At 70.5% G+C, this 21,125-nt stretch carries 17 protein-coding genes; 10 read left to right on the top strand and 7 right to left on the bottom strand.

The window, feature by feature from the left end:
* Position 1: 1 nt before the first annotated feature.
* The 3 genes from AB4Z01_RS00270 to AB4Z01_RS00260 form a co-directional block, all read right to left on the bottom strand.
* Entirely contained in the window at positions 2-640 is a 639-nt protein-coding gene (locus tag AB4Z01_RS00270) for a LysE family translocator (protein WP_441689386.1), read from the bottom strand.
* 293 nt (positions 641-933) lie between these two features.
* A complete protein-coding gene (locus tag AB4Z01_RS00265) occupies positions 934-1,206 on the bottom strand; it encodes a CopG family ribbon-helix-helix protein (RefSeq protein ID WP_441689385.1) in 273 nt (90 codons plus the stop codon).
* 60 nt (positions 1,207-1,266) lie between these two features.
* Positions 1,267-2,658: an MFS transporter gene (locus AB4Z01_RS00260; protein ID WP_441689383.1), complete on the bottom strand. Its 1,392-nt coding sequence runs from the start codon at positions 2,656-2,658 to the stop codon at positions 1,267-1,269.
* A 364-nt stretch (positions 2,659-3,022) separates the two neighbouring features.
* Between AB4Z01_RS00260 and AB4Z01_RS00255 the strand changes: the two genes are divergently transcribed.
* From AB4Z01_RS00255 to AB4Z01_RS00210, 10 genes are all read left to right on the top strand, one after another.
* On the top strand, positions 3,023-3,850 hold the full coding sequence (locus tag AB4Z01_RS00255) for an FAD binding domain-containing protein (protein WP_441689381.1): 828 nt from the start codon (positions 3,023-3,025) through the stop codon (positions 3,848-3,850).
* Positions 3,847-6,561, top strand: a complete 2,715-nt coding sequence (locus AB4Z01_RS00250) for a molybdopterin-dependent oxidoreductase (protein WP_441689379.1) — start codon at positions 3,847-3,849, stop codon at positions 6,559-6,561. The genes AB4Z01_RS00255 and AB4Z01_RS00250 overlap by 4 nt, the downstream gene beginning before the upstream one ends.
* Complete coding sequence (locus AB4Z01_RS00245; protein ID WP_441689377.1) at positions 6,558-7,526, top strand: antibiotic biosynthesis monooxygenase; 969 nt, start codon at positions 6,558-6,560, stop codon at positions 7,524-7,526. Before AB4Z01_RS00250 ends, AB4Z01_RS00245 begins: the two co-directional genes overlap by 4 nt.
* 145 nt (positions 7,527-7,671) lie before the next feature.
* Positions 7,672-8,874: a calcium-binding protein gene (locus AB4Z01_RS00240; protein ID WP_441689376.1), complete on the top strand. Its 1,203-nt coding sequence runs from the start codon at positions 7,672-7,674 to the stop codon at positions 8,872-8,874.
* Between the two features lie 242 nt (positions 8,875-9,116).
* Positions 9,117-11,378 carry a UDP-forming cellulose synthase catalytic subunit gene (gene bcsA / locus AB4Z01_RS00235; RefSeq protein WP_441689374.1) on the top strand — a complete coding sequence of 754 codons (2,262 nt, stop codon included), beginning with the start codon at positions 9,117-9,119 and terminating at the stop codon, positions 11,376-11,378.
* A gap of 2 nt (positions 11,379-11,380) precedes the next feature.
* The gene (locus AB4Z01_RS00230; RefSeq protein WP_441689372.1) at positions 11,381-13,891 is read left to right on the top strand and encodes a cellulose biosynthesis cyclic di-GMP-binding regulatory protein BcsB; all 2,511 of its coding nucleotides are present in this window, start codon (positions 11,381-11,383) and stop codon (positions 13,889-13,891) included.
* Positions 13,892-13,901: 10 nt separating this feature from the next.
* Positions 13,902-14,942 (top strand): glycosyl hydrolase family 8, encoded by a 1,041-nt coding sequence (locus tag AB4Z01_RS00225; RefSeq protein ID WP_441689370.1) that lies wholly within the window; start codon positions 13,902-13,904, stop codon positions 14,940-14,942.
* Positions 14,927-16,417 (top strand): hypothetical protein, encoded by a 1,491-nt coding sequence (locus AB4Z01_RS00220; protein WP_441689368.1) that lies wholly within the window; start codon positions 14,927-14,929, stop codon positions 16,415-16,417. The genes AB4Z01_RS00225 and AB4Z01_RS00220 overlap by 16 nt, the downstream gene beginning before the upstream one ends.
* 2 nt (positions 16,418-16,419) lie before the next feature.
* The gene (gene bcsN / locus AB4Z01_RS00215; RefSeq protein ID WP_441689366.1) at positions 16,420-17,043 is read left to right on the top strand and encodes a cellulose biosynthesis protein BcsN; all 624 of its coding nucleotides are present in this window, start codon (positions 16,420-16,422) and stop codon (positions 17,041-17,043) included.
* Positions 17,044-17,252: 209 nt separating this feature from the next.
* The gene (locus AB4Z01_RS00210; RefSeq protein WP_441689365.1) at positions 17,253-17,975 is read left to right on the top strand and encodes a hypothetical protein; all 723 of its coding nucleotides are present in this window, start codon (positions 17,253-17,255) and stop codon (positions 17,973-17,975) included.
* Positions 17,976-18,288: 313 nt separating this feature from the next.
* Here AB4Z01_RS00210 and AB4Z01_RS00205 read toward each other — a convergent pair whose 3' ends face one another.
* The 4 genes from AB4Z01_RS00205 to AB4Z01_RS00190 form a co-directional block, all read right to left on the bottom strand.
* Positions 18,289-18,537, bottom strand: coding sequence for a DUF2312 domain-containing protein (locus tag AB4Z01_RS00205; protein ID WP_034834984.1), 249 nt, complete (start codon positions 18,535-18,537; stop codon positions 18,289-18,291).
* A gap of 238 nt (positions 18,538-18,775) precedes the next feature.
* On the bottom strand, positions 18,776-19,078 hold the full coding sequence (locus AB4Z01_RS00200; protein WP_441689363.1) for a DUF1244 domain-containing protein: 303 nt from the start codon (positions 19,076-19,078) through the stop codon (positions 18,776-18,778).
* Between the two features lie 39 nt (positions 19,079-19,117).
* Complete coding sequence (locus AB4Z01_RS00195) at positions 19,118-20,260, bottom strand: carboxylate-amine ligase (protein WP_441689361.1); 1,143 nt, start codon at positions 20,258-20,260, stop codon at positions 19,118-19,120.
* Entirely contained in the window at positions 20,257-21,045 is a 789-nt protein-coding gene (locus tag AB4Z01_RS00190) for an N-formylglutamate amidohydrolase (protein ID WP_441689359.1), read from the bottom strand. The genes AB4Z01_RS00195 and AB4Z01_RS00190 overlap by 4 nt, the downstream gene beginning before the upstream one ends.
* Between the last annotated feature and the right edge of the window lie 80 nt (positions 21,046-21,125).

Here is a 21,125-nt window from a genome sequence, read left to right as displayed (position 1 = left end):
GCTACCGCTGCTCCGCCGCGATGCGCAGGCCGAGCGCGATCAGCAAGGCGCCGGTGACGCCCTCGATGGTGCGGCGGATGCGCGGCCGGCGCAGCACGTCGCCGGCCTTGGCCACGGCGATGGAGTAGGCGGCGAGCCAGGCGAAGGTCATCAGGCTGAACACCAGGCCGAGCGCCAGGAAGGTGGTGAAGGCCGGCTGGCCCGCCGGCACGAATTGCGGCAGGAGGCTGGCGAAGAACACCGCCATCTTCGGGTTGCCGAGGTCGCTGACCAGCCCCTGGCGGAACGCCGCGCCGCGGCCGAGCCGCCGGGCCGGCCGGGCGGTGAAAGCCCCCTGCCCGCCCTCGCCCGGCCGCCAGGCCGACCGCAGCGCGTGCACGCCGAGCCAGACCAGATAGGCGGCGCCGGCATATTTCACCGCCAGGAACAGCGGCTCGGACGCCACCAGCAGGGCGACGATGCCGAGGCTGGTGGCGAAGGCCCAGACCGTCTGGCCGACCGAGACGCCGAGGGCGGTGAAGATGCCGCCGGCGCGGCCGCCGAGCAGGGCGTTGCGCACGGTCACCGCGGTGTCGGGCCCGGGCGTGACGATGACCAGCGCCGACACTCCGAGAAACGCCAGGACCGAACTCGCCAGCATCGTCGTTCTCCTGTTCCGCTTGTCTCTGCGGCAACGGTAGCGGTGCGGCCTGCGGGGAGTCGAGCCGAAGAAAAACGGCGTCCCTTCTCGCGGAGGCTACGACATTCACACATCTTTCGGGCGTCGTTCGTGTTGCCTCTCCCGCTTGCGAGACCTTGTCAGAGCAGTAGCCCTTATCCCTTTGTCGTCATTCCCGCGAACGCGGGAATCTCTTTCCGGTCAGAGCGTTACGAGATCCCCGCTTCCGTGGGGATGACGGGTTTGGGGATTCTGAAAAGGTCTCGCAACGCGCTCTATCCTCGACGCCTGTTCTGCCGATCCTTCGCCGCGGCGATGATAGCCCGCCCCTCCGCCATCACCTCCTCATGCGGCACCACCCGGCCCGCCTTCATGTCGGCCAGGCCACGCCGGATGCCGTCGACGACCTGTAACTCGCGATCGACAAAGACAGCGACGGCCTGAGCGGCGAGACGCGACCGGCTGCGCCCGGTCTCCCGCGCAATGCGGCCGAGCTTCTCGCTGACCTCGGCGTCGAGGCGGATCGTCACGGTCGCGCTGGCGGCCATCGCATGCTCCCGGCGTTACTGCTCTCACGCTACCGCAGTCGCCGGCTGGATCGAAGCCCTTCACCGCCCACCGGGCCGCACCCCGAAGCTGGCGAGGAACCCCAGCGTCCCCAGCAGCGCGGCGATGCCGAACACCCAGGTGGCGGCGGGGATGATCGCTTCCGGCGTCAGCGCCGCGGCCATGCCGGCCTCGTTGGCGACCAGCCCGGCCACCGCGGCGCCGATGGCGTAGCCGCCCGACTGCAGCGTCGGCAGCAGGGCCGAGGCGGCGTCGCGCTCGCCGGGCCGCGCCGCCTCCATCACCGCTTGGCTGAGGAAGGCCCAGGAGATGCCGAAGCCGGCGCCGATCAGCACCTGGCACAGCATCAGCAGCCAGGGCCGGCCGGTCGCCAGCGCCGCCATCACCCCGAGCAGGCCGAGCGCCAGCAGGAACGGCCCGATCCGGATCAGCCGGCGCTGCCCCGCCGGCCGGACGATGCCGGCGACCAGCACGGCCGAGCCGCTCCAGGACAGCGCCATCAGCGCGCTGACATAGCCGGCCATGGTCGGGCCGTAGCCCCAGAGATGCTGGATGGTGATGTTGAGATAGACCGTGGTCGCCGCCTGGGCCAACGGCATCAGCAGCACCACCCACAGCCCGGCGCCGACGGTCGAGCGGAAGGTGAAGGCGTCGGACGGGAACAGCCGGTCGCGGCTGCGCCGGTCGGCCAGCACCACCGCCGCCAGCACCGCCAGCGCCGCAGCGACGCAGGGCACCGCCTGCCAGGTCTGCGGCACGATGCCGGCGACCGAGACCAGCATGATGCCGGCGGCGCAGCCCAGCAGGCGCAGCAGCGGCACCGTGCCGCCGCCGCTCCGGCTCCGCTCGGGCGGCACCACGACCCAGACCAGCAGGGCGAAGACCGCGATCAGCGGCACATTGACCAGGAAGGCGGCGCGCCAGGAGACATGCTCGGTCAGCACGCCGGACAGCAGCGGCCCGCCGAAGGCGGCGGCGGCCCAGACGATCGCCTCGGCCCCGAACACCTTGGGCATCAGCCGCGACGGGAACATCTCGGGGATCAGTGCGTAGCAGACCGCGGCGACCACCCCCTCCCCCGCGCCCTGGACCAGGCGGCCGACCAGCACCATCGGCATCGATACGGCGAAACCGCAGACCAGCGTGCCCACCAGGAAGGCCAGCGCCGCCAGCAGCAGCGCCGGCCGGGTGCCAAGGCGCTGCTTCAGCATCGCCGCTGCGGCGCCGCCGACAATGGCGGCGACCAGATAGACGGTGAAGGCCCAGCTGATCAGCCCGACGCCGCCGAGCTCGACCACCGCGGTCGGCAGCGAGGTCGAGACCAGGAAGGTGTTGAGCGCGTACAGCGCCACCCCCAGGCACAGCGTGGCGACCGTCGCCGCATAGCGCCGGGTCAGCAGCTCGCCCCACCTTCCGTCGACCGCTTCCTCCATGATCCGCCCTTTTTGCAAGTTGGCTCTTGCTATATCGCGGAGATTTAAAAAGCAACGGCTTTGAAAATTGGCACCCTCCGCCCGGCATCCTCGGGCCACGGTCCCGCATCGGGCAAGAGCGGCGTCCCGAGCCCGACGCAAACGGGTCAGGATGCAAGCGGATCTAGCAATACGGGCCTGTTCGGTGCAGGATCCCGTTACTGGCTCGCGACTGTATAGCCAAGGGAAGAGGGCAAAGCCGCCACCGCGTTTTCAAGACATCGGTCGCGTTTCATAAAATAATATTCAGGGAGACTTCAATGTTTGCGGCAAGAAACCGGCGCCCGGGCGCCGCGCCATCGGCCGGTCGGCCCTGAGACGCGCCATGGATATCGGCACCATCACCACCGTCCACCGCCCGCATTCTGCCGGGGAAATCGCCGGCTGGCGGCCCTCCTGGGCCTGGCTGGCCGGCGGCACCTGGCTGTTCTCCGAGCCGCAGCCGGACACCGACACGCTGATCGACCTGCACGGCCTGGGCTGGCCGGAGCTGCAGGCCGGGCCGGACGGGCTGACCATCGGCGCCACCTGCCGCATCGCCACGCTGTACCGCCTCAAAGCGCCCGAGGTCTGGGCCGCGGCGCCGCTGTTCCGGTCCTGCTGCGAGGCCTTCCTGGCCGGGTTCAAGATCTGGAACGTCTCCACCGTCGGCGGCAATCTCTGCATGTCGCTGCCGGCCGGGCCGATGATCTCGCTGACCGCGGCGCTGGACGGCATCTGCACCCTGTGGCCGCGCGACGGCGCCCCGCGCCAGGTGCCGGTCGGCGACTTCGTCACCGGCAACCACGCCAATGTCCTGCAGCCCGGCGAGCTGCTGCGCAGCATCCACCTGCCGGCGGCCTCCCTGTCGCGGCGGGCGGCGATGCGGGTGATGTCGCTGACCAAGCTCGGTCGCTCCGCCGCCCTGGTGATCGGCACCAGCGGCGAGAATGGCGACCTGCATCTCTGCCTCACCGCCGCCACCGACCGCCCGGTCCATCTCCGCTTCGCCGCGATGCCCGACGCCGCCGCGCTGCAGGCGGCGCTCGACGCGCAGATCCCAGAGGCCCGCTGGTTCGGCGACGTCCACGGCTCGGCCCCCTACAAGCGCCACGTCGCCCGGCACCTGGCCGAGGAGGTGCGCCGCGAGCTCGCTGAAGGAGTCCGGGCATGAGCTGCATCATCGACGGCCGGCCGGTCGACTCCGCGCCCCTGCCCGGCCAGTGCCTGCGCACCTTTCTGCGCGACCAGGGGTCCTTCGGCGTCAAGAAGGGCTGCGACGCCGGCGATTGCGGCGCCTGCACGGTGTGGCTGGACGGCGAGCCGGTGCATTCCTGCCTGCTGCCCGCCTTCCGCGCCGAGGGCCGCACGGTCACCACCATCCAGGGCCTGGCCGAGGGCGACACGCTGCACCCGGTGCAGCAGGCCTTCCTCGACTCCGCCGGCTTCCAGTGCGGCTTCTGCACCGCCGGGATGATCATGACCGTCGCCGCGCTGGACCAGCACCAGCGCGCCGACCTGCCCCACGCCCTCAAGAACAATTTGTGCCGCTGCACCGGCTACCGCGCCATCGCCGACGCCATCCACGGCGTCGGCGCGCCCGGGGGCGAGGCGGAGGAGGATGTCGCCGGCCGGGCCTGCGGCGCCAGCCTGCGCAACCCGTTCGGCCGCGACATCGTCACCGGCCACGCCGCCTACACCATGGATGTGGCGATGGCCGGGCTGCTGCATCTGAAGGTGCTGCGCTCACCCCACGCCCATGCCCGGATCCGCGGCATCGACCGCGCCGCCGCGGCCGCCATGCCGGGCGTGGTCGCGATCTACACCTGGGAGGATGTGCCCCGCCGGCTCTACAGCACGGCGACGCATGAGGACCATCTGGTCGACCCCGACGACACCTACATGCTGGACGACGTGGTGCGCTTCGCAGGCCAGCGCGTCGCCGCGGTGGTGGCCGAGAGCGAGGCGGTCGCCGCCGCGGCCTGCCGGGCCCTGGTGGTCGAGTACGAGCCGCTGCCCGCCGTGTTCGACCCCGAGGCGGCGATGCAGCCGGACGCGCCGGTGCTGCACGACCGCGGCGTCACCGGCGGCAGCAACGTCTACGCCCGGATCAAGGGCGAGGTCGGCAGCGTCGCCGACGGCTTCGCCGAGGCCGACCTGGTGCAGGAGGCGACCTATTCGACCTCCCGCGTCCAGCACGTCCATCTCGAAACCCATGGCTCGATCGCCTGGCAGGACGCGGAAGGACGGGTCCATGTCCGTACCAGTTCGCAGGCGCCGTTCATCGTGCGGCAGAAGCTGAGCCACGTCTTCTCCCTGGCGGTGCACGACCTGCACGTCTTCACCGGCCGGGTCGGCGGCGGCTTCGGCGGCAAGCAGGAGATGATCACCGAGGACCTGTGCGTCCTCGCCGCGCTGCGCACCGGCCGGCCGGTGAAGTGGGAGTACACGCGCGAGGAGCAGTTCACCGCCGCCACCACCCGCCACCAGATGACGACGCAGGTGAAGCTGGGCGCGCGGCGCGACGGCACGCTGACCGCGATCGAGCTGCGCGTCGTCTCCAACACCGGCGCCTATGGCGGCCATGCCAGCGAGACGCTGGCCGCCGCGCTGGGCACCCCGATCTCGGCCTACCGCCCGGCCAACAAGAAGGCGGACGGCGCCGCGGTCTACACCAACATCGTCCCCGGCGGCGGCTTCCGCGGCTACGGCGCCTCGCAGACCACCTTCGCGGTGGAATCGGCGATCGACGACCTCGCCCGCGGCCTCGGCCTAAGCCCCTTCGCGATCCGCCGCCGCAACATGATCCGCCCGACCGACTGGATCGAATCGATCTGGTCGGAGGTCTCGGATGTGAACTTCGGCAGCTACGGCCTCGACCAGTGCCTCGACCTGGTCGAGCAGGCCCTGGCCAGCGGCCGCGGAGCGCCCCGCCCCGAAGGCCCGGACTGGGCGGAAGGCACCGGCATGGCCATGGCGATGCTGGAATGCGGCCCGCCGACCGAGCACCGCTCGGGCGCCGAGATGACCCTGACGCCGGCGGGCGGCTACCACCTCGCCGTCGGCTCGACCGAGATGGGCAACGGCTCGGCCACCGCCCACCGCCAGATCGCCGCCGGGCTGCTGCAGTGCCGGGCCGGGCAGATCGCCATCGCCATCGCCGACACCGACCTCACGCCCTACGACACCGGCACCTTCGCCAGCACCGGCACCGTGGTCGCCGGCCAGGCCGTGGCCCTGACCGCCGCGGCGCTGCGCGACTCGATCCTCGACTATGCCGCCCGCCACACCGGCGTGGACCGCGCCGACTGCCGGCTGGAGGCGGAGGCGGCGGTCTGCGGCAACCACCGCATCGCGCTGGCCGAGCTCCACGCCGCCGGCACCGCCGACGGCCACCGCTTCGTCGTCCGGCGCAAGGCCTATCTGACGCCGCGCAGCGTCGCCTTCAACGTCCAGGGCATCCGCCTGGCCGTGCATCGCGCCACGGCTGAGGTCCGCATCCTGCACAGCGTGCACGCGGCGGATATCGGGCGGCCGATCAACCCGATGCAGTGCCGCGGCCAGATCGACGGCGCCATCGGCATGGCGATCGGCTGGGCGCTCTGCGAAAACATGGTGCATGACGGCGCCGGCCGGGTGGTCAACCCAAGCCTGCGCAACTACCGCATCCCGTCCTTCGCCGACATCCCGGCCAGCGAGGTGATGTTCGCCGACACCTATGACCGGATCGGCCCGCTCGGCGCCAAGTCGCAGGGCGAATGCGCGATCAACCCGGTGGCGCCGGCCATCGCCAACGCCCTGGCCGACGCCACCGGCGTGCGCTTCGCCCATCTGCCGCTGACGCCGGACCGGATCTACGACCGGCTGGGGGACGCCGCCCGATGACCGCCGCCGCCGAGGCCGACGCCCCGGTCACCCTGATGGTGCAGACCCGGATCCGCGACGGGCAGGAGGATGCGTTCGGCCTCTGGCAGTCCCGGATCAGCGCCGCGGTGGCCGGGCAGCCGGGCTTCCTGGAGCAGTCGGTGCTGCCGCCCAATCCGCCGGCGCAGCCGGACTGGGTGATCCTGCAGCGCTTCAGCAGCCAGTCCGGCGCGGTGGCCTGGCTGCGGTCGGCCAAGCGCCAGGCGCTGATGGCCGAGGCCCAGGGCCTGCTGGCCGGGCTGGACGACGTGCATCTGGTGCCCGACGGCGCTGGCGGCGCCCTGCCCGCCCCGGCCTCCGCGGTGATCGCCACCAGGGTCAAGCCGGGGCAGGAGGCCGCCTTCCGGCGCTGGGAGCAGCGCATCGCCGCCGCCCAGGCCCGCGCGCCCGGCTTCCAGGGCTACCGCTTCCAGCCGCCGGTGCCGGGGGTGCAGGAGGACTGGCTGGCGATCCTGCGCTTCGACAGCGACCGCACCCTGCAGGGCTGGATGGACAGCCCGGAGCGACAGGCGCTGATCGCCGAATCCGCCGCCTTCACCGAGGCGTTCCACGCCCGCATCGTCCGCACCGGCTTCGAGCCCTGGTTCGCCGCCGGCGGCGGCACTGCCGGCCGCCCGGTGCCGCCCGCCTGGAAGCAGAACATGGTGGTGATCGCGCTGTTGTACCCGGTCGTCTTCCTGTTCGGCGCCGCGGTCCAGACCCCGTTCCTGATGCGGGATGCGGGCCTGCCCTTCTGGTTCGCGCTGTTCATCGGCAATGTCGTCAGCGTGCTGCTGCTGTCGCGCCTGGTGCCCTGGTTCGGCCGGCTCCTGGGCTGGTGGCTGACCCCGGGCGGGCGGCGGGACTGGCGCCGGGATGTCGCGGGCGCGGGGCTGATGGTCGGGGTCTATGCGGCCTGCCTGCTGGTGTTTTCGCAGATTCACTAGACTTGGCCCGGCGATCGCCGATCGCACGACTCCGACGGCTGGGATCTTCACTCCTCGGCCGCGGGGGGCAATCAGAACAATTTAGATTGAATTTTATGTAACTCATGAATATAAGCCTTCTTCATTCCGTGCGGGGCGCCGACGAATGAGAATCCTGGGTCAATCCGGAGCCTCCTGGCTCTATGGTACAGATGCCGACGACGAAATCGTCGGTTTCGGCGGGGATGACCATCTTTACGGTGGCTCCGGGAACGATCGCATCCTGGCCGGCGCCGGAAACGACGATCTCTATGGCGGCATCGGGAACGATCGGCTGTATGCCGATACCGGGAATGACCGCCTGTTCGGAGAGGCCGGAAACGACCTGCTCGATGGTGGGGCCGGGGCGGATCTCCTATATGGCGGCTTGGGCGACGACGTTTCCTATGGCGGCGCGGGATCGGACAATCTGTTCGGCGATACCGGCAACGACACGCTCTTCGGTGGCGCGGACGGCGACCAGATCTACGGCGGCACCGGCTCGGACACCCTCTCCGGGGACGACGGCGACGACCGCCTCTATGGCGAGGCGGGGGCCGACCACCTGTCGGGCGGTGCCGGGAACGACAAGATCTATGCCGGGGTGGAGAACGACCGGCTCGATGGCGGAATCGGCGCCGATGAGCTGTATGGAGAGGCCGGGGACGACCGGCTCGCCGGCGGAGACGGCGCCGACCGGCTCTACGCTGGCGCCGGAGCCGATGCGATCGACGGCGGCGCGGGCGACGATGCCGCCTATGGCGAGGCCGGGAACGACGTGCTTTCGGGCGGGCTGGGCGCCGACACGCTGTCGGGCGGGGTCGAGGACGACCGGCTCGACGGCGGCGACGGCAACGATCGGCTCTTCGGCGACGCTGGCCAGGATAAGCTCTTCGGAATGGCCGGCGACGATCGGCTGTTCGGCGACACCGGGCGCGACCAGCTGCTGGGCGGCGAGGGCAACGATTTCCTTTCCGGTGGCACGGATGCCGATCTGCTGGACGGCGGGCGCGGCAACGACCGGCTCGACGGCGGGATCGGTGACGACCAGTTGGCCGGCGGCGCAGGGGCCGATGTCTTCGTCTTCGGCGATCGGACCGGGCGGGACGTCATCAGCGATTTCCAGCCTGCCGGTGCCGGCCACGATCTGATCGACCTCACCGGCCATACCACTCTTCAGAATTTTCAGCAGCTGCTGGGCCACGCGGTCGAGACGGCGCAGGGGGTGGTGATCGCCCTCGATGACTCCGCGCCGCTGCAGTCGCAGAACTCGATCACGCTGAGGGGTCTTCACCTGGCAGATCTTTCTGCCTCCGACTTCATGTTCTAGATCGTATTGCGAAACTTTGTTAGCATAGAACGGTATTTATAAAGCCGCTGAGTGCGCAAAGAGCGATATGCTCAAGAAGCTGTGGCTCCCAGTCCGCCGGCTTTGCCTAAAATCCAAGGAACCGGGCCGTACAACTCCTGTTCCGTACCTGATGATTTCAGTTCGCCTCACAGGCTCCGCGGATGAGGCGAGATCGTTGCGGCCTGGGTCGTTCGCCGTTCGACGTTTTGATGGAGAGACGTTTGACTGCCATCCTCTTTCTGATCTGGGCTGTCCTGTTCCTGGGGGCGACGGTCCTGGGTGCGGTCAACGTCAGCGCATCGACCCAGCTGGCGAGCGGCTTGGTGATCCTGGCCGCCATGGTCGCGCTGAAGACCCTTCGGGTCCGTGGATACGGCCGGTTGCTGTTTCTGATCCTGGGGGCGTTCATCGTGCTGCGCTACATCATGTGGCGCTCGCTCCACACCCTGCCGTCGACGGACCACATTCCGTCCTTCGTCGCCGCACTGCTGCTGTTCGGCGCCGAGCTCTACGCCGTCGGGATGTTCTTCCTCAGCGTCTTCGTGACCTCGGACCCGATTCGGCGAAGCGCGCCGAAGCCGATCGTCAGGCCGGAGCAGGTTCCCACCGTCGACATCTTCATCCCGACCTACAACGAAGACGCCGACATGCTGGCCGTGACCGTGGCGGCGGCCACCCAGATCCGCTACCCGGCCGGCAAGATGGCGGTCTATCTGCTGGATGACGGCGGCACCGACCAGCGGGTCCATCACAGCGATCCGACGATCGCCGGCCAGGCGCTGCAGCGCCGCGTCTCCCTGCAGCGTCTGTGCACCCAGCTGGGCGCCCGGTATCTGACCCGGGAGAAGAATATCGCCGCCAAGGCCGGCAACCTGTCCTCCGCCCTGGCCCGCACCTCGGGCGACCTGGTCGCCGTCTTCGACGCCGACCATGTGCCGTCGGCCGATTTCCTGGAGCGGACGGTCGGCTATTTCGCCGAGGATCCGAAGCTGTTCCTGGTCCAGACCCCGCACTATTTCATCAACAGCGACCCGATCGAGCGCAATCTCGGGCTGTCGCACCGCATCCCGCCCGAGAACGAGATGTTCTACGGGCTGATCCAGCGCGGCCTCGATAAATGGAACGGGGCGTTCTTCTGCGGCTCCGCCGCCCTGCTGCGGCGCCAGGCCCTGGACGAGGCCGGCGGCTTCTCCGGCGAGAGCATCACCGAGGACGCCGAGACGGCGATCGACCTGCACGCCCGCGGCTGGCGCAGCCTCTATGTCGACCAGGCCATGATCGCTGGCCTGCAGCCCGAGACCTTCGCCAGCTTCATCGGCCAGCGCTCGCGCTGGGCGCAGGGCATGACGCAGATCTTCCTGCTGAAGAACCCCCTGTTCAAGCGCGGCCTCAGCCTGGTCCAACGCCTCTGCTACCTCTCCAGCAGCGCGTTCTGGTTCTTTCCCTTCGCGCGCATGATCTTCATGATCGCGCCGCTGTTCTACCTGTTCTTCGGGCTGGAGATCTACCGCGCCATAGCGGCGGAATTCGTCTCCTACACCCTCGTCTACATGGCCGGGGTGTTCCTGGTGTCGAACTTCCAGTTCCGGACCACACGCTGGATGCTGATCTCGGAGTTGTACGAAACCGCCCAGGCGCCGTTCCTGATCCGGCCGATCCTCTCGGTGGTGCTGCGGCCGCGATCCCCGACCTTCCGGGTGACCGCCAAGAACGAGCTGCTGCAGGAGGAGTATCTCTCGCCCATGGCCTGGCCCATCCTCGCGCTGATCCTGCTGCTGCTGGCAGGGCTGGGCGCGGCGGTCTGGCGCTTCTCCATCTTCCCCGGCGACCGGATGGTGGTGTCGGTGGTCGGCGCCTGGGCGCTGTTCAACCTGATGATCATGCTCGCCGCGCTCGGTGCCGTCTGCGAGCGGCGGCAGCGCCGGTCGCGCCCGCGGGTCGACATCAACCGGACCGGGCAGATCGAAATCGATGGCCATGTCAAACGAGCCCGGATCGAGGATGTGTCGATGGCCGGCTCGAAGGTGCGGCTCGACTACACGCCGGAGACCGCGGCGATCCAGGCCGGGGATCTCGTCGTGCTGCGCGTGACGAGCGATCCGGATGGTCCGGCCTTTGCCCCGGTGCGATCCCGCGTCCGGAACCGCGTGGTCCAGGGCAATGCGGTGGTACTGGGCCTTGCCTTCGTCACCGATCAGGACGTGTCGGCGGTGGCGACCGTCAGCCGCCTGATGTTCTCCGACAGCGCCTTGTGGGAGAAGCGGCGGCAGGACCAGCGGCGCGGCCCGGGCACGGTGATCGGCGTGCTGTGGTTCTTCGGCCTTGCGATCCGCACGGCGGTCCGATCGATCCCCTTCCTCATCAGGATGGGGCGGCGCAAGGAGCCGGCACGGGAGGTCAGCGGCCACGAGTTGGTCTTCGGGGAGCGCGCGCCTCCGGCCTTTCCCGAGGGCGAGCAACCCTCGCTCAAACAGGTCGGCTGACCATGCCGCACGCGCGCAGATCACCGGCGTCACGCCGGTCGGGATGGCTGGCCGCGGTCGCTGTCCTGGGCATCGCCGCCGCCGCGCCGGCGCAGCAGATCCCTCTGCCGGGGGCCGAACCTTCCCCACCGCCGGCACCGGTGGCACCCCGTCCCGCGCCGGGCAGCTCCGAACGCATTCCCGTCCCGGGTCTGCAGCAGACATCCCCGCCACCCTCTCCCGAACGGCAGGTGAATCCGCCGGCCGCAGGGCAGCAGCCCGCGCAGGCGCCGGTGAGCGCGCCGGCCCCGTCGCCGGCGGCCTCTCCGCCACCGGCCGCTCCGGCCACGGCGACACCGGCGGCGCCGAGCGCCCCGGCCGGTCCCGCCCCGAACATCCAGGCCGAGGCGCCCGCGCCGGCCGCCGAGGTTCCGGACATCCGGCTGCCGCTCGTCGCGGTCGAGGGCACCTCGGGCCTCCGCCTTTCCGGCGAGCGTGTGGCGGCCCGCTTCGCCCTGATCGCCCCGCCGCTCGGCTCGGGCGACGGCGCGACGCTGTCGCTCAGCCATCTCAGCGGCGCGGATCTTCTGCCGGAGCGTTCGCGCCTCGATGTCAGCCTCAACGGCAAGCCGATCGGCGCTCTCGAGCCCGATGCCTTCGCGACGCCCGGCGCGACCGACCTGGCGATCCCGCCCGGGCTGCTGCAGCCTGGGCGCAATCTGCTCACGATCAGCGGCCGGCAGACCCATCGCGTGCTGTGCGGACCCGGCGCGGGCTTCGACCTCTGGACCCAGCTGGATCCGGATCGCAGCGGCGTGACCGTGCCGGCGAAGGATCTCGGACCCGTCTCCGATATCGGCGGCTTCATCGATGCGGCGGCGGCTGCGAGCGCGCGGGGCGAGGCGATTCCGGTCTCCCTGCGGGTACCGCTGACCCCTGAGACGATCGGCACCCTGGTCTCTGTGGCTACGCTGCTCGGCAGGGCGATGCCCGAGCTCTCGCCGAGCTTCGATGTCGCGCTCGGCGGCACCGATGCGGTCGGCAGGCCCCGGATCGTCGTGGCCGGCGGCAGCGACGCCGCATCCGTGCGGCCGGCGGCCGACGGCGCACCCGTGCTTCTGCTGCAGGGCGCGCCCCGCGACCTGCTCACGCGCCTGTGGGCCGACGCGACGCCCCTGGCAGGCAGCAGCCGCCCCCACCTGATCGAGCGCGGCCAGCGGGTGACGCTGACCGAGCTTGGGCTCGGCGACCTCCCGGTCACCGAGCAACGGCGGCAGGTCGATGCCGTCATCCGGCTGCCGTCGGATTTCCTGGTGTCCAACGACTCGGTCGCGCGGCTCAGGCTGATGCTGGCCTATGATGGCGGCCTGCCGCCGGGTGCCGGCATGACCCTCTCGTTGAACGGAACGGCGCTGGCGATGCGGCCGTTCGGCCACGGCGGCGGCGAGGTGATCGAGAACGAGGAGTACCAGCTGCCGCTGCGCCTGTTCCATGCCGGGGACAACACGGTGAGGTTCGATTTCAGCGTGCCGGCCCAGGTCCCCCAGCAGGCCTGCCCGGAGGTCGGCGGGAACCGCCCGTTCGCCACGCTGTTCGGCGATACGTCCCTGACCTTCGACGACGCGCCGCACATGGTGGCCTTGCCCGACCTGTCCCTGACCGCGGCGACCGGGTATCCCTATGCCGGATCCGGCCCGGCCCGCCTGTTCCTGTCCGACCTGGACCCCCGCACGGTGGCCGCCGCCCTGACGGTTGCGGCGCGGCTGAGTGCCGCCTCCGACACACCGGTGCGGTTCGAACCGACCTTGTCCCTGGCTGGGCCGCCCGCGCCGACCCTCGTCGTCGGGCCGGTGGCGACGCTGCCCAGCGGGTTGTTCGTCGATTCGCCGATTTCCCCGGCGGAGATCGCCCCGCATCTCGCCCAGGACTTTGCCGGCAGCACCCTTCCGGCCGTGCCGCCCGCCGGCCCGGTGCCCGATGCGGGACCGAGCGCCGGCTCGGCCGATGCCCGGCTCGCCTGGCAGGTGCAGCTGGACCAGCGCGCCACCAGCCGGGACACGATCGCCGATCAGGCATCGTCGCTCTGGGACGACGTGCTGCAGGATGCCCGGCGTCTGGTGGGATGGCATGAGGCCGGGCCGTCCGTGCCGGACTGGCTCGCCGCCCAGAAGATCCAGGCGGCCGGTTTCGTCGGCCAGTGGCAAGGGGCACCGGGGCTGGTGACGCTGGTGACGGCGGCCGACCCTCAGGCACTGTCCGCCTTCGCCGTCCGGACAGCCAGGCCCGCGGCCTGGTCTGCCCTCGACGGCGATGCGGCGCTGCTCCTGGCCGACGGGTGGAGTCTTCATCAGCCCGTCGAGCAATCACTGGTGATGACGAAGCCATTCCTATCAGCCAACATGCTGATGGTGGCCGGCCATTGGTTCTCGCGGAACGGGACGTTATGGACAATCGCGGTTCTCGTCCTGTCGGTGGTCGCCGCGGGGGTCACCCGCGCACTGCTCGGGCGCATCGGCGTCCGCCCAAAGCGATGACGGGGGCGCGATGCGAAGCCTGCTCTGGAGCCTGATCGCCGTGCTCGCCACCGCATCATGGCCGGGCTCGGCGCGTGCCGGGCAGACCGATATGCAATGGGCGCTCTGGCGCGGTGCCTATGTCTCGGCGGAGGGCCGCGTGATCGATGCGCCCAATGGCGGCATCAGCCATTCGGAGGGCCAGGGCTACGCAATGCTCCTCGCCGTCGCCCATGCCGATCCGTCCACCTTCGCCCGGGTGTGGAACTGGACCCGGGTCAACCTGCAGGTGCGCGAGGACGGCCTGCTGGCCTGGCGTTGGGACCCCGAGCGCCAGGGCGTGACCGACCGGAACAACGCGACTGACGGCGATCTCCTGGTGGCCTGGGCGCTGCTGCGCGCCGGCAGGGCCTGGGATGACGCCGATTATCGGGAGGCGTCGGCGAGGCTCGCGCAATCGGCGCTCGACCATGCCAGCGCGGAAGTGTCCGGCCGGATCGTGCTCCTTCCGGCCGTACAGGGCTTCTCGCTGCCCGATGGCGGGGTGGTGATCAACCTGTCCTACTGGGTCTTCCCCGCGCTGCAGGACTTCAAGACGGCCTTCGATGACGACCGATGGGGCCAGGTGCTCGACAGCGGCCTGGCCCTGATCGACCAGGCCGGCACGGCCGGGCGGCCGCCGCCCGACTGGATCGCCCTGCACTCCGACGGCCGCCTGGGGCCGGCCCCGGACCAGCCCGATGTCGTCGGCTACAACGCCTATCGCATCCCGCTCTACCTGCTTTGGGCCGGGTTTCCCGAACACTCGGCTATCCGGCGCTTCGATGCGCTCTGGACCGATCGCGCGGCCGGCATGCCCATGGTGGTCGATGCCGAATCCGGCAAGGTGGTCGAACGGAGCCTGGACACCGGCTATCTCGGGCTGCCGGATCTCGTCTCCTGCATCCACGGCTCCTCCGGCTTCAGCGACCCTCCGGCGCTGCGGGCGGCCGAGCCGTATTACCCCTCCACCCTTCTGATGCTCACCCGCGTCGTGCAACGGGAGCGATATCCGACATGCGCCCCTCTCTGACGTTTGCCGCGACAGTGATCCTGGCCGGCATGCCGGTCTTGGCATTCGGCGCATCGCCGTCTCCGACGCGTCCGCCCGCGCCCGGTCTGGTCGCCCAGGCGATCCAGCCGCCCGCCGGCGCGGCCCCCGCCGCGACGCCGGCGCCGGAGCAGTCCCCGGCCGGCACGGCCGCGTCCCCACCTCCGGAGACGCCGGCAGGTGCGCCGCGCCGGATCGAGGAGCGGGACCTCACGGCGCTGCGCTACTATGTCGAGATCAAGGACTGGAACCGGGTCGAATCCGAGATCCGGCGGCTGCGGGGCATCGATCCGGGCTGGCAGCCGCCGCCGGATCTCATGAGCGGACAGGCCGGTCCATCGGTGAACGAGCAGGAGCTGTGGGACCTGTTCGGGACCGGCCGCTATGCCGAGGTGCGGACGCGAATCGCCCAGCTCCGGCAAGCCAATCCGACCTATACCCCCTCCGCCGACCTGCTGCGCCAGCTCGACATCGCCGAAGGGCAGCAGACGCTCGGCACGGCCGCCGAAACCGCGCAATGGCAGGCGGTGATCGACCAGGCCCGCCGGCAGCCGGACCTGTTGAACTGCGCCCGCACGGACACGGTCTGGCGAACGGCGGAAGCCTTCGCCCGCCTGCAGCAGACGGCGTCCGCCTTCGACCTGTATCGCAGCCTGGTCGGCACCTGCAGCAGCCTGCAGGAGCGGGTCGCGACGCTGCAGAAGGCGAATGCGTTCCTGTCGGCCGAGCAGATGGCGCAGCTCTATGCCCTGGCGCGGCAGAGGTCGGGCGCCGATGCCGGAGCCGTCGACGATGTCCAGACGTCGCTCGCGGCGGGGCGCCGCGCGGCGCAGCGAAGCCCGGCGCCGCAGCGGGCTTCGGGGCCAAGCCGGGCCGCCGCCGCGGCCGCGACCCGGGGCACGGCCGCGGATGCGGCGAAGCAGTCGGGCGCCTATGCGGATTGTCTTAGGCTGACGGATGGCAGCGTCCCGGCCGGAATGAAGCTGACCCGCGCCTGGTGCCTCTATGAGCTGGAGCGGCCGACGGAGGCCTCGGCGCTGTTCGCCGCGGCGCGGTCCGAGGGGCGTGGGGCGGCTGAGATCCAGGATGCGAGCTATGGGCTGATCCTGGCGACGCTCAGGCGCGGGCTGGTCGATGACGCGCAGACCCTGATCGACAAAGCAACCCTGACCGGGCAGCAGCATCGGGAGGTCCAGGGCGAGGTTCTGGCGCAGCTCGGCACGGCGGCGCATCAGCGCGGCGACTACCGTGAGGCGCTCCGCCTGTTCGACACGCGCGACCAGCTGGGGGCGCCGCCGCGGCGGGATCTGCAGATGCTGCGGGGCTTCGCACTCTACAACCTGCGCCGCTACCGCGAGGCGCTGGACGTCTTCCTGGCCGTCGACCGGGTGCTCAGCACGCCGGACAGCCGCGAGGGCGTGCGCATCGCGCGCGGCGGCCTCTACGGATTCAACTGACCATGCATCCTCGATCCCTGCCGCTCCGCACGATCCTCGTCCTCGCCGTGGCCGCACTGGCCGCGGGCTGTGTGCCGCAAGGGCGCTTCGATCCGCAATCGACGACGATGCTGTGGCGCGAGGTAGCGCCCGACCGCGCGGCGCTGCGGCTGGGCAGGTCGCTGCGGCCGATGCTGCTCGCGGTCTCCGATCGCCGCGGCGGCGAGATGCTGGAACAGCGCTATGTGCTGCGCAACGACACGCGCGCAAAGGGCGAAAATTTCCTCGAGCTGAAGATCTCCGCCGACGGCACGGCACGCAGGATCACCAGCGACCAGTTCCTGGCGGCGGTCGCGGCGCCCACGGGCGCGGTCGATGCCAATTCGATCCGGGAAGGGCAGAACCGGTATGGGCCGTTCCTCTATGTGGCCGGCCGGCCCGAAGGCAGCCCCGGCTGCCTGTTCGCGCTGCAGCGCCTGCAGCGGTCGATGGGCGCGGCGTTGCCGGCCGGCATCGACCAGGCGGACATCACGCTCCGCGTGTGCGATGCCACGGCCTCCCCGGACGACCTGGTGCGGCTGATGGGTGACTGGACCATCGATCCGGCCCTCGGCGACGCGACGGCGCGGCTCACGGCGGGGAACTGACGGCCGCTCCGCGACCGCGGCTGGGATCCATGGTCCCCCGCGCATCCAGGGCCGATGCCGGCCCCTCGAGCGTGAGTGAACACAATGTTCATTGCGCGGGTGGATCGTTCTCGTTCATGCTACGTTCTATGGACAAGGCGCATTCCGACTCCACTCCGCAGCCAGCCGCACCGGCCCCCGAGCAAGCCGATGCCGGGCAGGCCGCGCGTATGCTCGACCGGCTGGCCGAGATGGCGATGGAGCGCGCCGAGGCCATGCATGCCGCCTCCCTCGCCGCGATCAAGGCCGGCGACACCGCCGCGGTCCGGGACCTGGAGMTCTCGCTCGACCGCGCCGGCCGCGGCATCCGCCACGCCCTGGCGCTCAAGGCCCATTTCGCCCGCCGCCACCGCGAGGCGGCGGACCAGGCCGCCGCCGAAGCCCGCGCCCCGATCGAGGAGAAGGCGCGGCGCCGGCGCCAGGTGGCGCGGATCGTCACCAGCTCGATCGCCACCGACCCCAATTTCCACTCGAGCGAGMGGCTGCTGGCCACCACCGAGATGTGGGGGCGGCTGCTCGAGAAGCCGGACATCGACGCCGCCCTCGCTYTGGCCGACCACCCGATCGAGGAGATCATCCTCCGGCTCTGCCGCGACATSGACGTCCAGCCCGAATTCATCCTGATGGCCGACCCGGATGCCACGGCCCAGGCGCCGGCCAAGGATGACAGCGTGAACGACGAGCACGGSCTGCGCTTCTGGCCGCGCACCGGACGGGACTACGCCCGCTATTCGCGCAAGCAGTCCATCATGGGCGGCCCGTTCTACTGGTTCGACAACGACACCCGCACCCGGCTGGACGGGACGCCTTGGGTGGAAGAACCGGACGAAGAGGACCCGGACGACCCGGAGGAAGAGCCGGACAGCCCGGAACACGCGCCGGACGGCAGCTGATCGCCGCCGCGTGGCTCACGCCCGTTCATTCCCAGCCGGCCCAGCCTTCCACTCTCCCCCTCCCCTTGCGGGAGGGGGCTGGGGGAGGGGCTGCGCGCGTCTGCGCGCGAAAGGCCTCTTCAAAACCTCGTCATCCCCGCGAAAGCGGGGATCTCGTCACGCCTCGACCGGCAAGAGATTCCCGCTTCCGCGGGAATGACGATCAAGGGAGGGAGGCTGCGTGCCCCTACCCCAGTTGCACGATCCGGGACAGCCCATGCGGGCGCAGCGGCATGCTCCGTCGCTCCGGCCGGCTGGAGACCAGGGCGGTCTCTTATTCCAGCATGCCGAGGGCCTGCTTGTAGAGGTCAAGCAGCTCTTCCTGCTCGCGCCGGTCGTCCTGCTCCATCTTCCGCAGGCGGATGATCTGGCGGATGATCTTGGCGTCGAAGCCGGTGCCCTTGGCTTCGGCATAGACATCCTTGATGTCGCCCGCGATCCCGGCCTTCTCCTCTTCGAGCCGCTCGATGCGCTCGATGAACGACTTCAGGCGATCCGCGGCGATACCACCGACATCCGACATGGCTGGTCCTCAACAGGGTCTTTCAGGGCGCGGGACCATAAAGCGGCCGGGCCGGGCCGGCAAGCGGCCTGTCCCGGCCCAACGCCGCCGCGGGAGTCGGGCCGGCGGGGGGTGCGATTTCCTGGCGCGATTCGGAACGGCCTCGCCGAGATCCGCAGCAAGCGCCGACGGATGAACAACGAGTCCCCCCCTCGCGGGAGGGGGGACTTCTTTAGCTTTCTCGACGGGGTTTCGACCCTCAATGCTTGTTCGCGGCCTCGAAGCCTTGCTTCTGGCCGGCCGTCGCGTCCTTCTGGTGCTTGGCCTTCCAGCTGTCATAGGGCTCGCCATAGACGACCTCGCGCGCCTCGGCATCCGGCAGCGGGATGCCGCGCTGCTCCGCCGCCTCGCGGTACCAGCGCGACAGGCAGTTGCGGCAGAAGCCGGCCAGGGTCATCAGATCGATGTTCTGCACGTCGGTGCGCTGGCGCAGATGCTCGACCAGGGTGCGGAAGGCGGCGGCCTCCAGCTCGGTGCGGGTCTTGGCGTCGATCTCGGTCATGCGAATGTCCACGGGTTCCGGAACTCGAGATGTGGTGCTTCAAGGCCCGGGCTGCAGCCCCTCCTTGGTCTCCAGGATCAGCCGGTCGACCACCCGGCGCAGCGCCCCGGCCTCGTCGACGCCCTCGGCCAGGGCCTGGTAATAGGTGGCGAGCTGGCGGTGGGCCGAGGTGCCTTGCGCCAGGATGTTGCGGGTATGGGCGATCTCGGCCTCGCAGCCCAGCGCCGCGGCATCCTCCGCCACCATCGCCAGCATCTCCTCCAGCAGCTCGGCATAGGGCACAAGCTTGCCCTTGCCCCAGTCGATCAGCCCTTCCTCGAAGCCGTAGCGCATGGCGCGCCAGCGGTTCTCCTCGATCAGCACGCTGCGGTAGCGGCGCCAGGCGATGTTCCGGGCGCGCAGGCGCCACAGCATGCGCAGCAGGCACTGGTACAGGGCGGCGACGGCCAGCCCGTCCTCGACCCGGGTGCAGACGTCGGTGACGCGCATCTCCAAGGTCGGGAAGCGGGCGGAGGGGCGGATGTCCCACCAGATCTTGCTGCCGTCCTCGATCACCCCGGCCTGGACCAGCGCCGCCAGCGCCGCCTCGTATTCGCCGTAGCTCTGGAACTCCTCCGGCATGCCGGTGCGCGGCAGCTCGGAGAACACAGCCAGGCGGTAGGATTTCAGCTTGGTGTCGGTGCCCTGCCAGAACGGCGAGGAGGTGGTCAGCGACAGCAGATGCGGCAGGAAGTACCGGACCTGCCGCATCAGGTCGATGCGCAGGTTCGGGTCCTCGATCCCGGCATGGACATGGGTGCCGCAGATCAGCAGGCGCCGCACCGGCACGCCGAGGTCGCGCGCCAGTTGGTCGTAGCGGCTGCGGTCGGTGTGCTTCTGCGGCCGCCAGGTGCCGAAGGGATGGGTCGAGGCGGCGATCAGGGCCAGGCCGTGCCGCTCCGCCTCCTCCACCACCGACCGGCGCAGCCGGGTCAGCTCGCCCCTCGCCTCGGCGATGCTGCGGCAGACCGGGGTGCCGACCTCGACCTGGCAGCGGAAGAACTCGCGGGCAACGGCGCCCTCATGCCGATGCTCCAGCGCCTCGACCAGCTCGGCCGGCGGGTCGGCCACCAGGTCGCGGCTGACCGGGTCGACCAGCAGGTATTCCTCCTCGATGCCGAGGGTCAGCGCCGGTTCGGTCATGCCACCGCCTGCAGGGGTTGGTACAGATCCTGGTCCGCCAGGATCGGGGCGAAGAGGTCGGCCATCCGGTCGGCCCAGGCCGCGGCCGCCGCGTCGGCCGCGATCAGGTCCTGGCGCATCTCGATCAGCACATGCGGCAGGCCGCGCGGCTCGGCGTGGTGGTGGATGGTGTAGCCATGCTCGTTGCGGCCGGAATAGGGCTGGTTGTCGCCGACCGTGATCTCCGGGTCGCGGCGCAGCGCCTCCATCAGCGGCAGCGGGATGCGGCCGTCGTCGCGCCACAGCACCCCGACCTGCCAGGGCCGGGCGAAGCCGCGCATCACCGGCGTGAAGCTGTGCAGCGACAGCAGCGCCGGGGCCGGGCAGCGCGCAGCGATCAGGTCCAGCTGTCCGGCGATCGCGTCGTGATAGGGGTGGAAGAAGGCGCCGGCCCGCGCCGCCTCGTCCTCGGCAGTCAGCCTGGCATTGCCCGGCACGATTACGCCGTCGCTGATGGCGCAGATCGAGGTCGGGTCGTCCAGCTGCCGGTTCGGGTCGAGGATCAGCCGCGAATAGCGGTGCAGCAGCAGCGGCGCGTCGAGCCGCTCTGCCAGGCGGCGGGAAAAGGCCTCGATGCCGATGTCGTAGGCGACATGGCGGTCCAGCGCCGCCGGATCGAGGCCGAGCGTGCCGAGAGATGCCGGGAAGGCCCGGCCGGCATGGTCGGCGACCAGCAGGGCGCAGGCCTTGCCGTCGGGGTTCACCAGCTCGAAGGGCGGCGGGTCGTCGGATCCGAGAAGCATCATCGCCGAGACCCTAGCAGGGCGCCGCGACGCTGTGGAGGGCGGGCGCGACGCAACGCCAGGGTGCGCGGCGGCGAATTGTC

The organism is Inquilinus sp. YAF38 (assembly GCF_052113205.1).
Classification (GTDB): Bacteria; Pseudomonadota; Alphaproteobacteria; order DSM-16000; family Inquilinaceae; genus Inquilinus.
This window is presented reverse-complemented; position numbering and strand designations above follow the sequence as displayed.

Bases quoted from the DNA above. Each gene is read 5' to 3' on its own strand.
- AB4Z01_RS00270 (WP_441689386.1), bottom strand. From the start codon at position 640: ATGCTGGCGAGTTCGGTCCTGGCGTTTCTCGGAGTGTCGGCGCTGGTC.
- AB4Z01_RS00265 (WP_441689385.1), bottom strand. From the start codon at position 1,206: ATGGCCGCCAGCGCGACCGTGACGATCCGCCTCGACGCCGAGGTCAGC.
- AB4Z01_RS00260 (WP_441689383.1), bottom strand. From the start codon at position 2,658: ATGGAGGAAGCGGTCGACGGAAGGTGGGGCGAGCTGCTGACCCGGCGC.
- AB4Z01_RS00255 (WP_441689381.1), top strand. From the start codon at position 3,023: ATGGATATCGGCACCATCACCACCGTCCACCGCCCGCATTCTGCCGGG.
- AB4Z01_RS00250 (WP_441689379.1), top strand. From the start codon at position 3,847: ATGAGCTGCATCATCGACGGCCGGCCGGTCGACTCCGCGCCCCTGCCC.
- AB4Z01_RS00245 (WP_441689377.1), top strand. From the start codon at position 6,558: ATGACCGCCGCCGCCGAGGCCGACGCCCCGGTCACCCTGATGGTGCAG.
- AB4Z01_RS00240 (WP_441689376.1), top strand. From the start codon at position 7,672: ATGAGAATCCTGGGTCAATCCGGAGCCTCCTGGCTCTATGGTACAGAT.
- AB4Z01_RS00230 (WP_441689372.1), top strand. From the start codon at position 11,381: ATGCCGCACGCGCGCAGATCACCGGCGTCACGCCGGTCGGGATGGCTG.
- AB4Z01_RS00225 (WP_441689370.1), top strand. From the start codon at position 13,902: ATGCGAAGCCTGCTCTGGAGCCTGATCGCCGTGCTCGCCACCGCATCA.
- AB4Z01_RS00220 (WP_441689368.1), top strand. From the start codon at position 14,927: ATGCGCCCCTCTCTGACGTTTGCCGCGACAGTGATCCTGGCCGGCATG.
- bcsN (WP_441689366.1), top strand. From the start codon at position 16,420: ATGCATCCTCGATCCCTGCCGCTCCGCACGATCCTCGTCCTCGCCGTG.
- AB4Z01_RS00205 (WP_034834984.1), bottom strand. From the start codon at position 18,537: ATGTCGGATGTCGGTGGTATCGCCGCGGATCGCCTGAAGTCGTTCATC.
- AB4Z01_RS00200 (WP_441689363.1), bottom strand. From the start codon at position 19,078: ATGACCGAGATCGACGCCAAGACCCGCACCGAGCTGGAGGCCGCCGCC.
- AB4Z01_RS00195 (WP_441689361.1), bottom strand. From the start codon at position 20,260: ATGACCGAACCGGCGCTGACCCTCGGCATCGAGGAGGAATACCTGCTG.
- AB4Z01_RS00190 (WP_441689359.1), bottom strand. From the start codon at position 21,045: ATGATGCTTCTCGGATCCGACGACCCGCCGCCCTTCGAGCTGGTGAAC.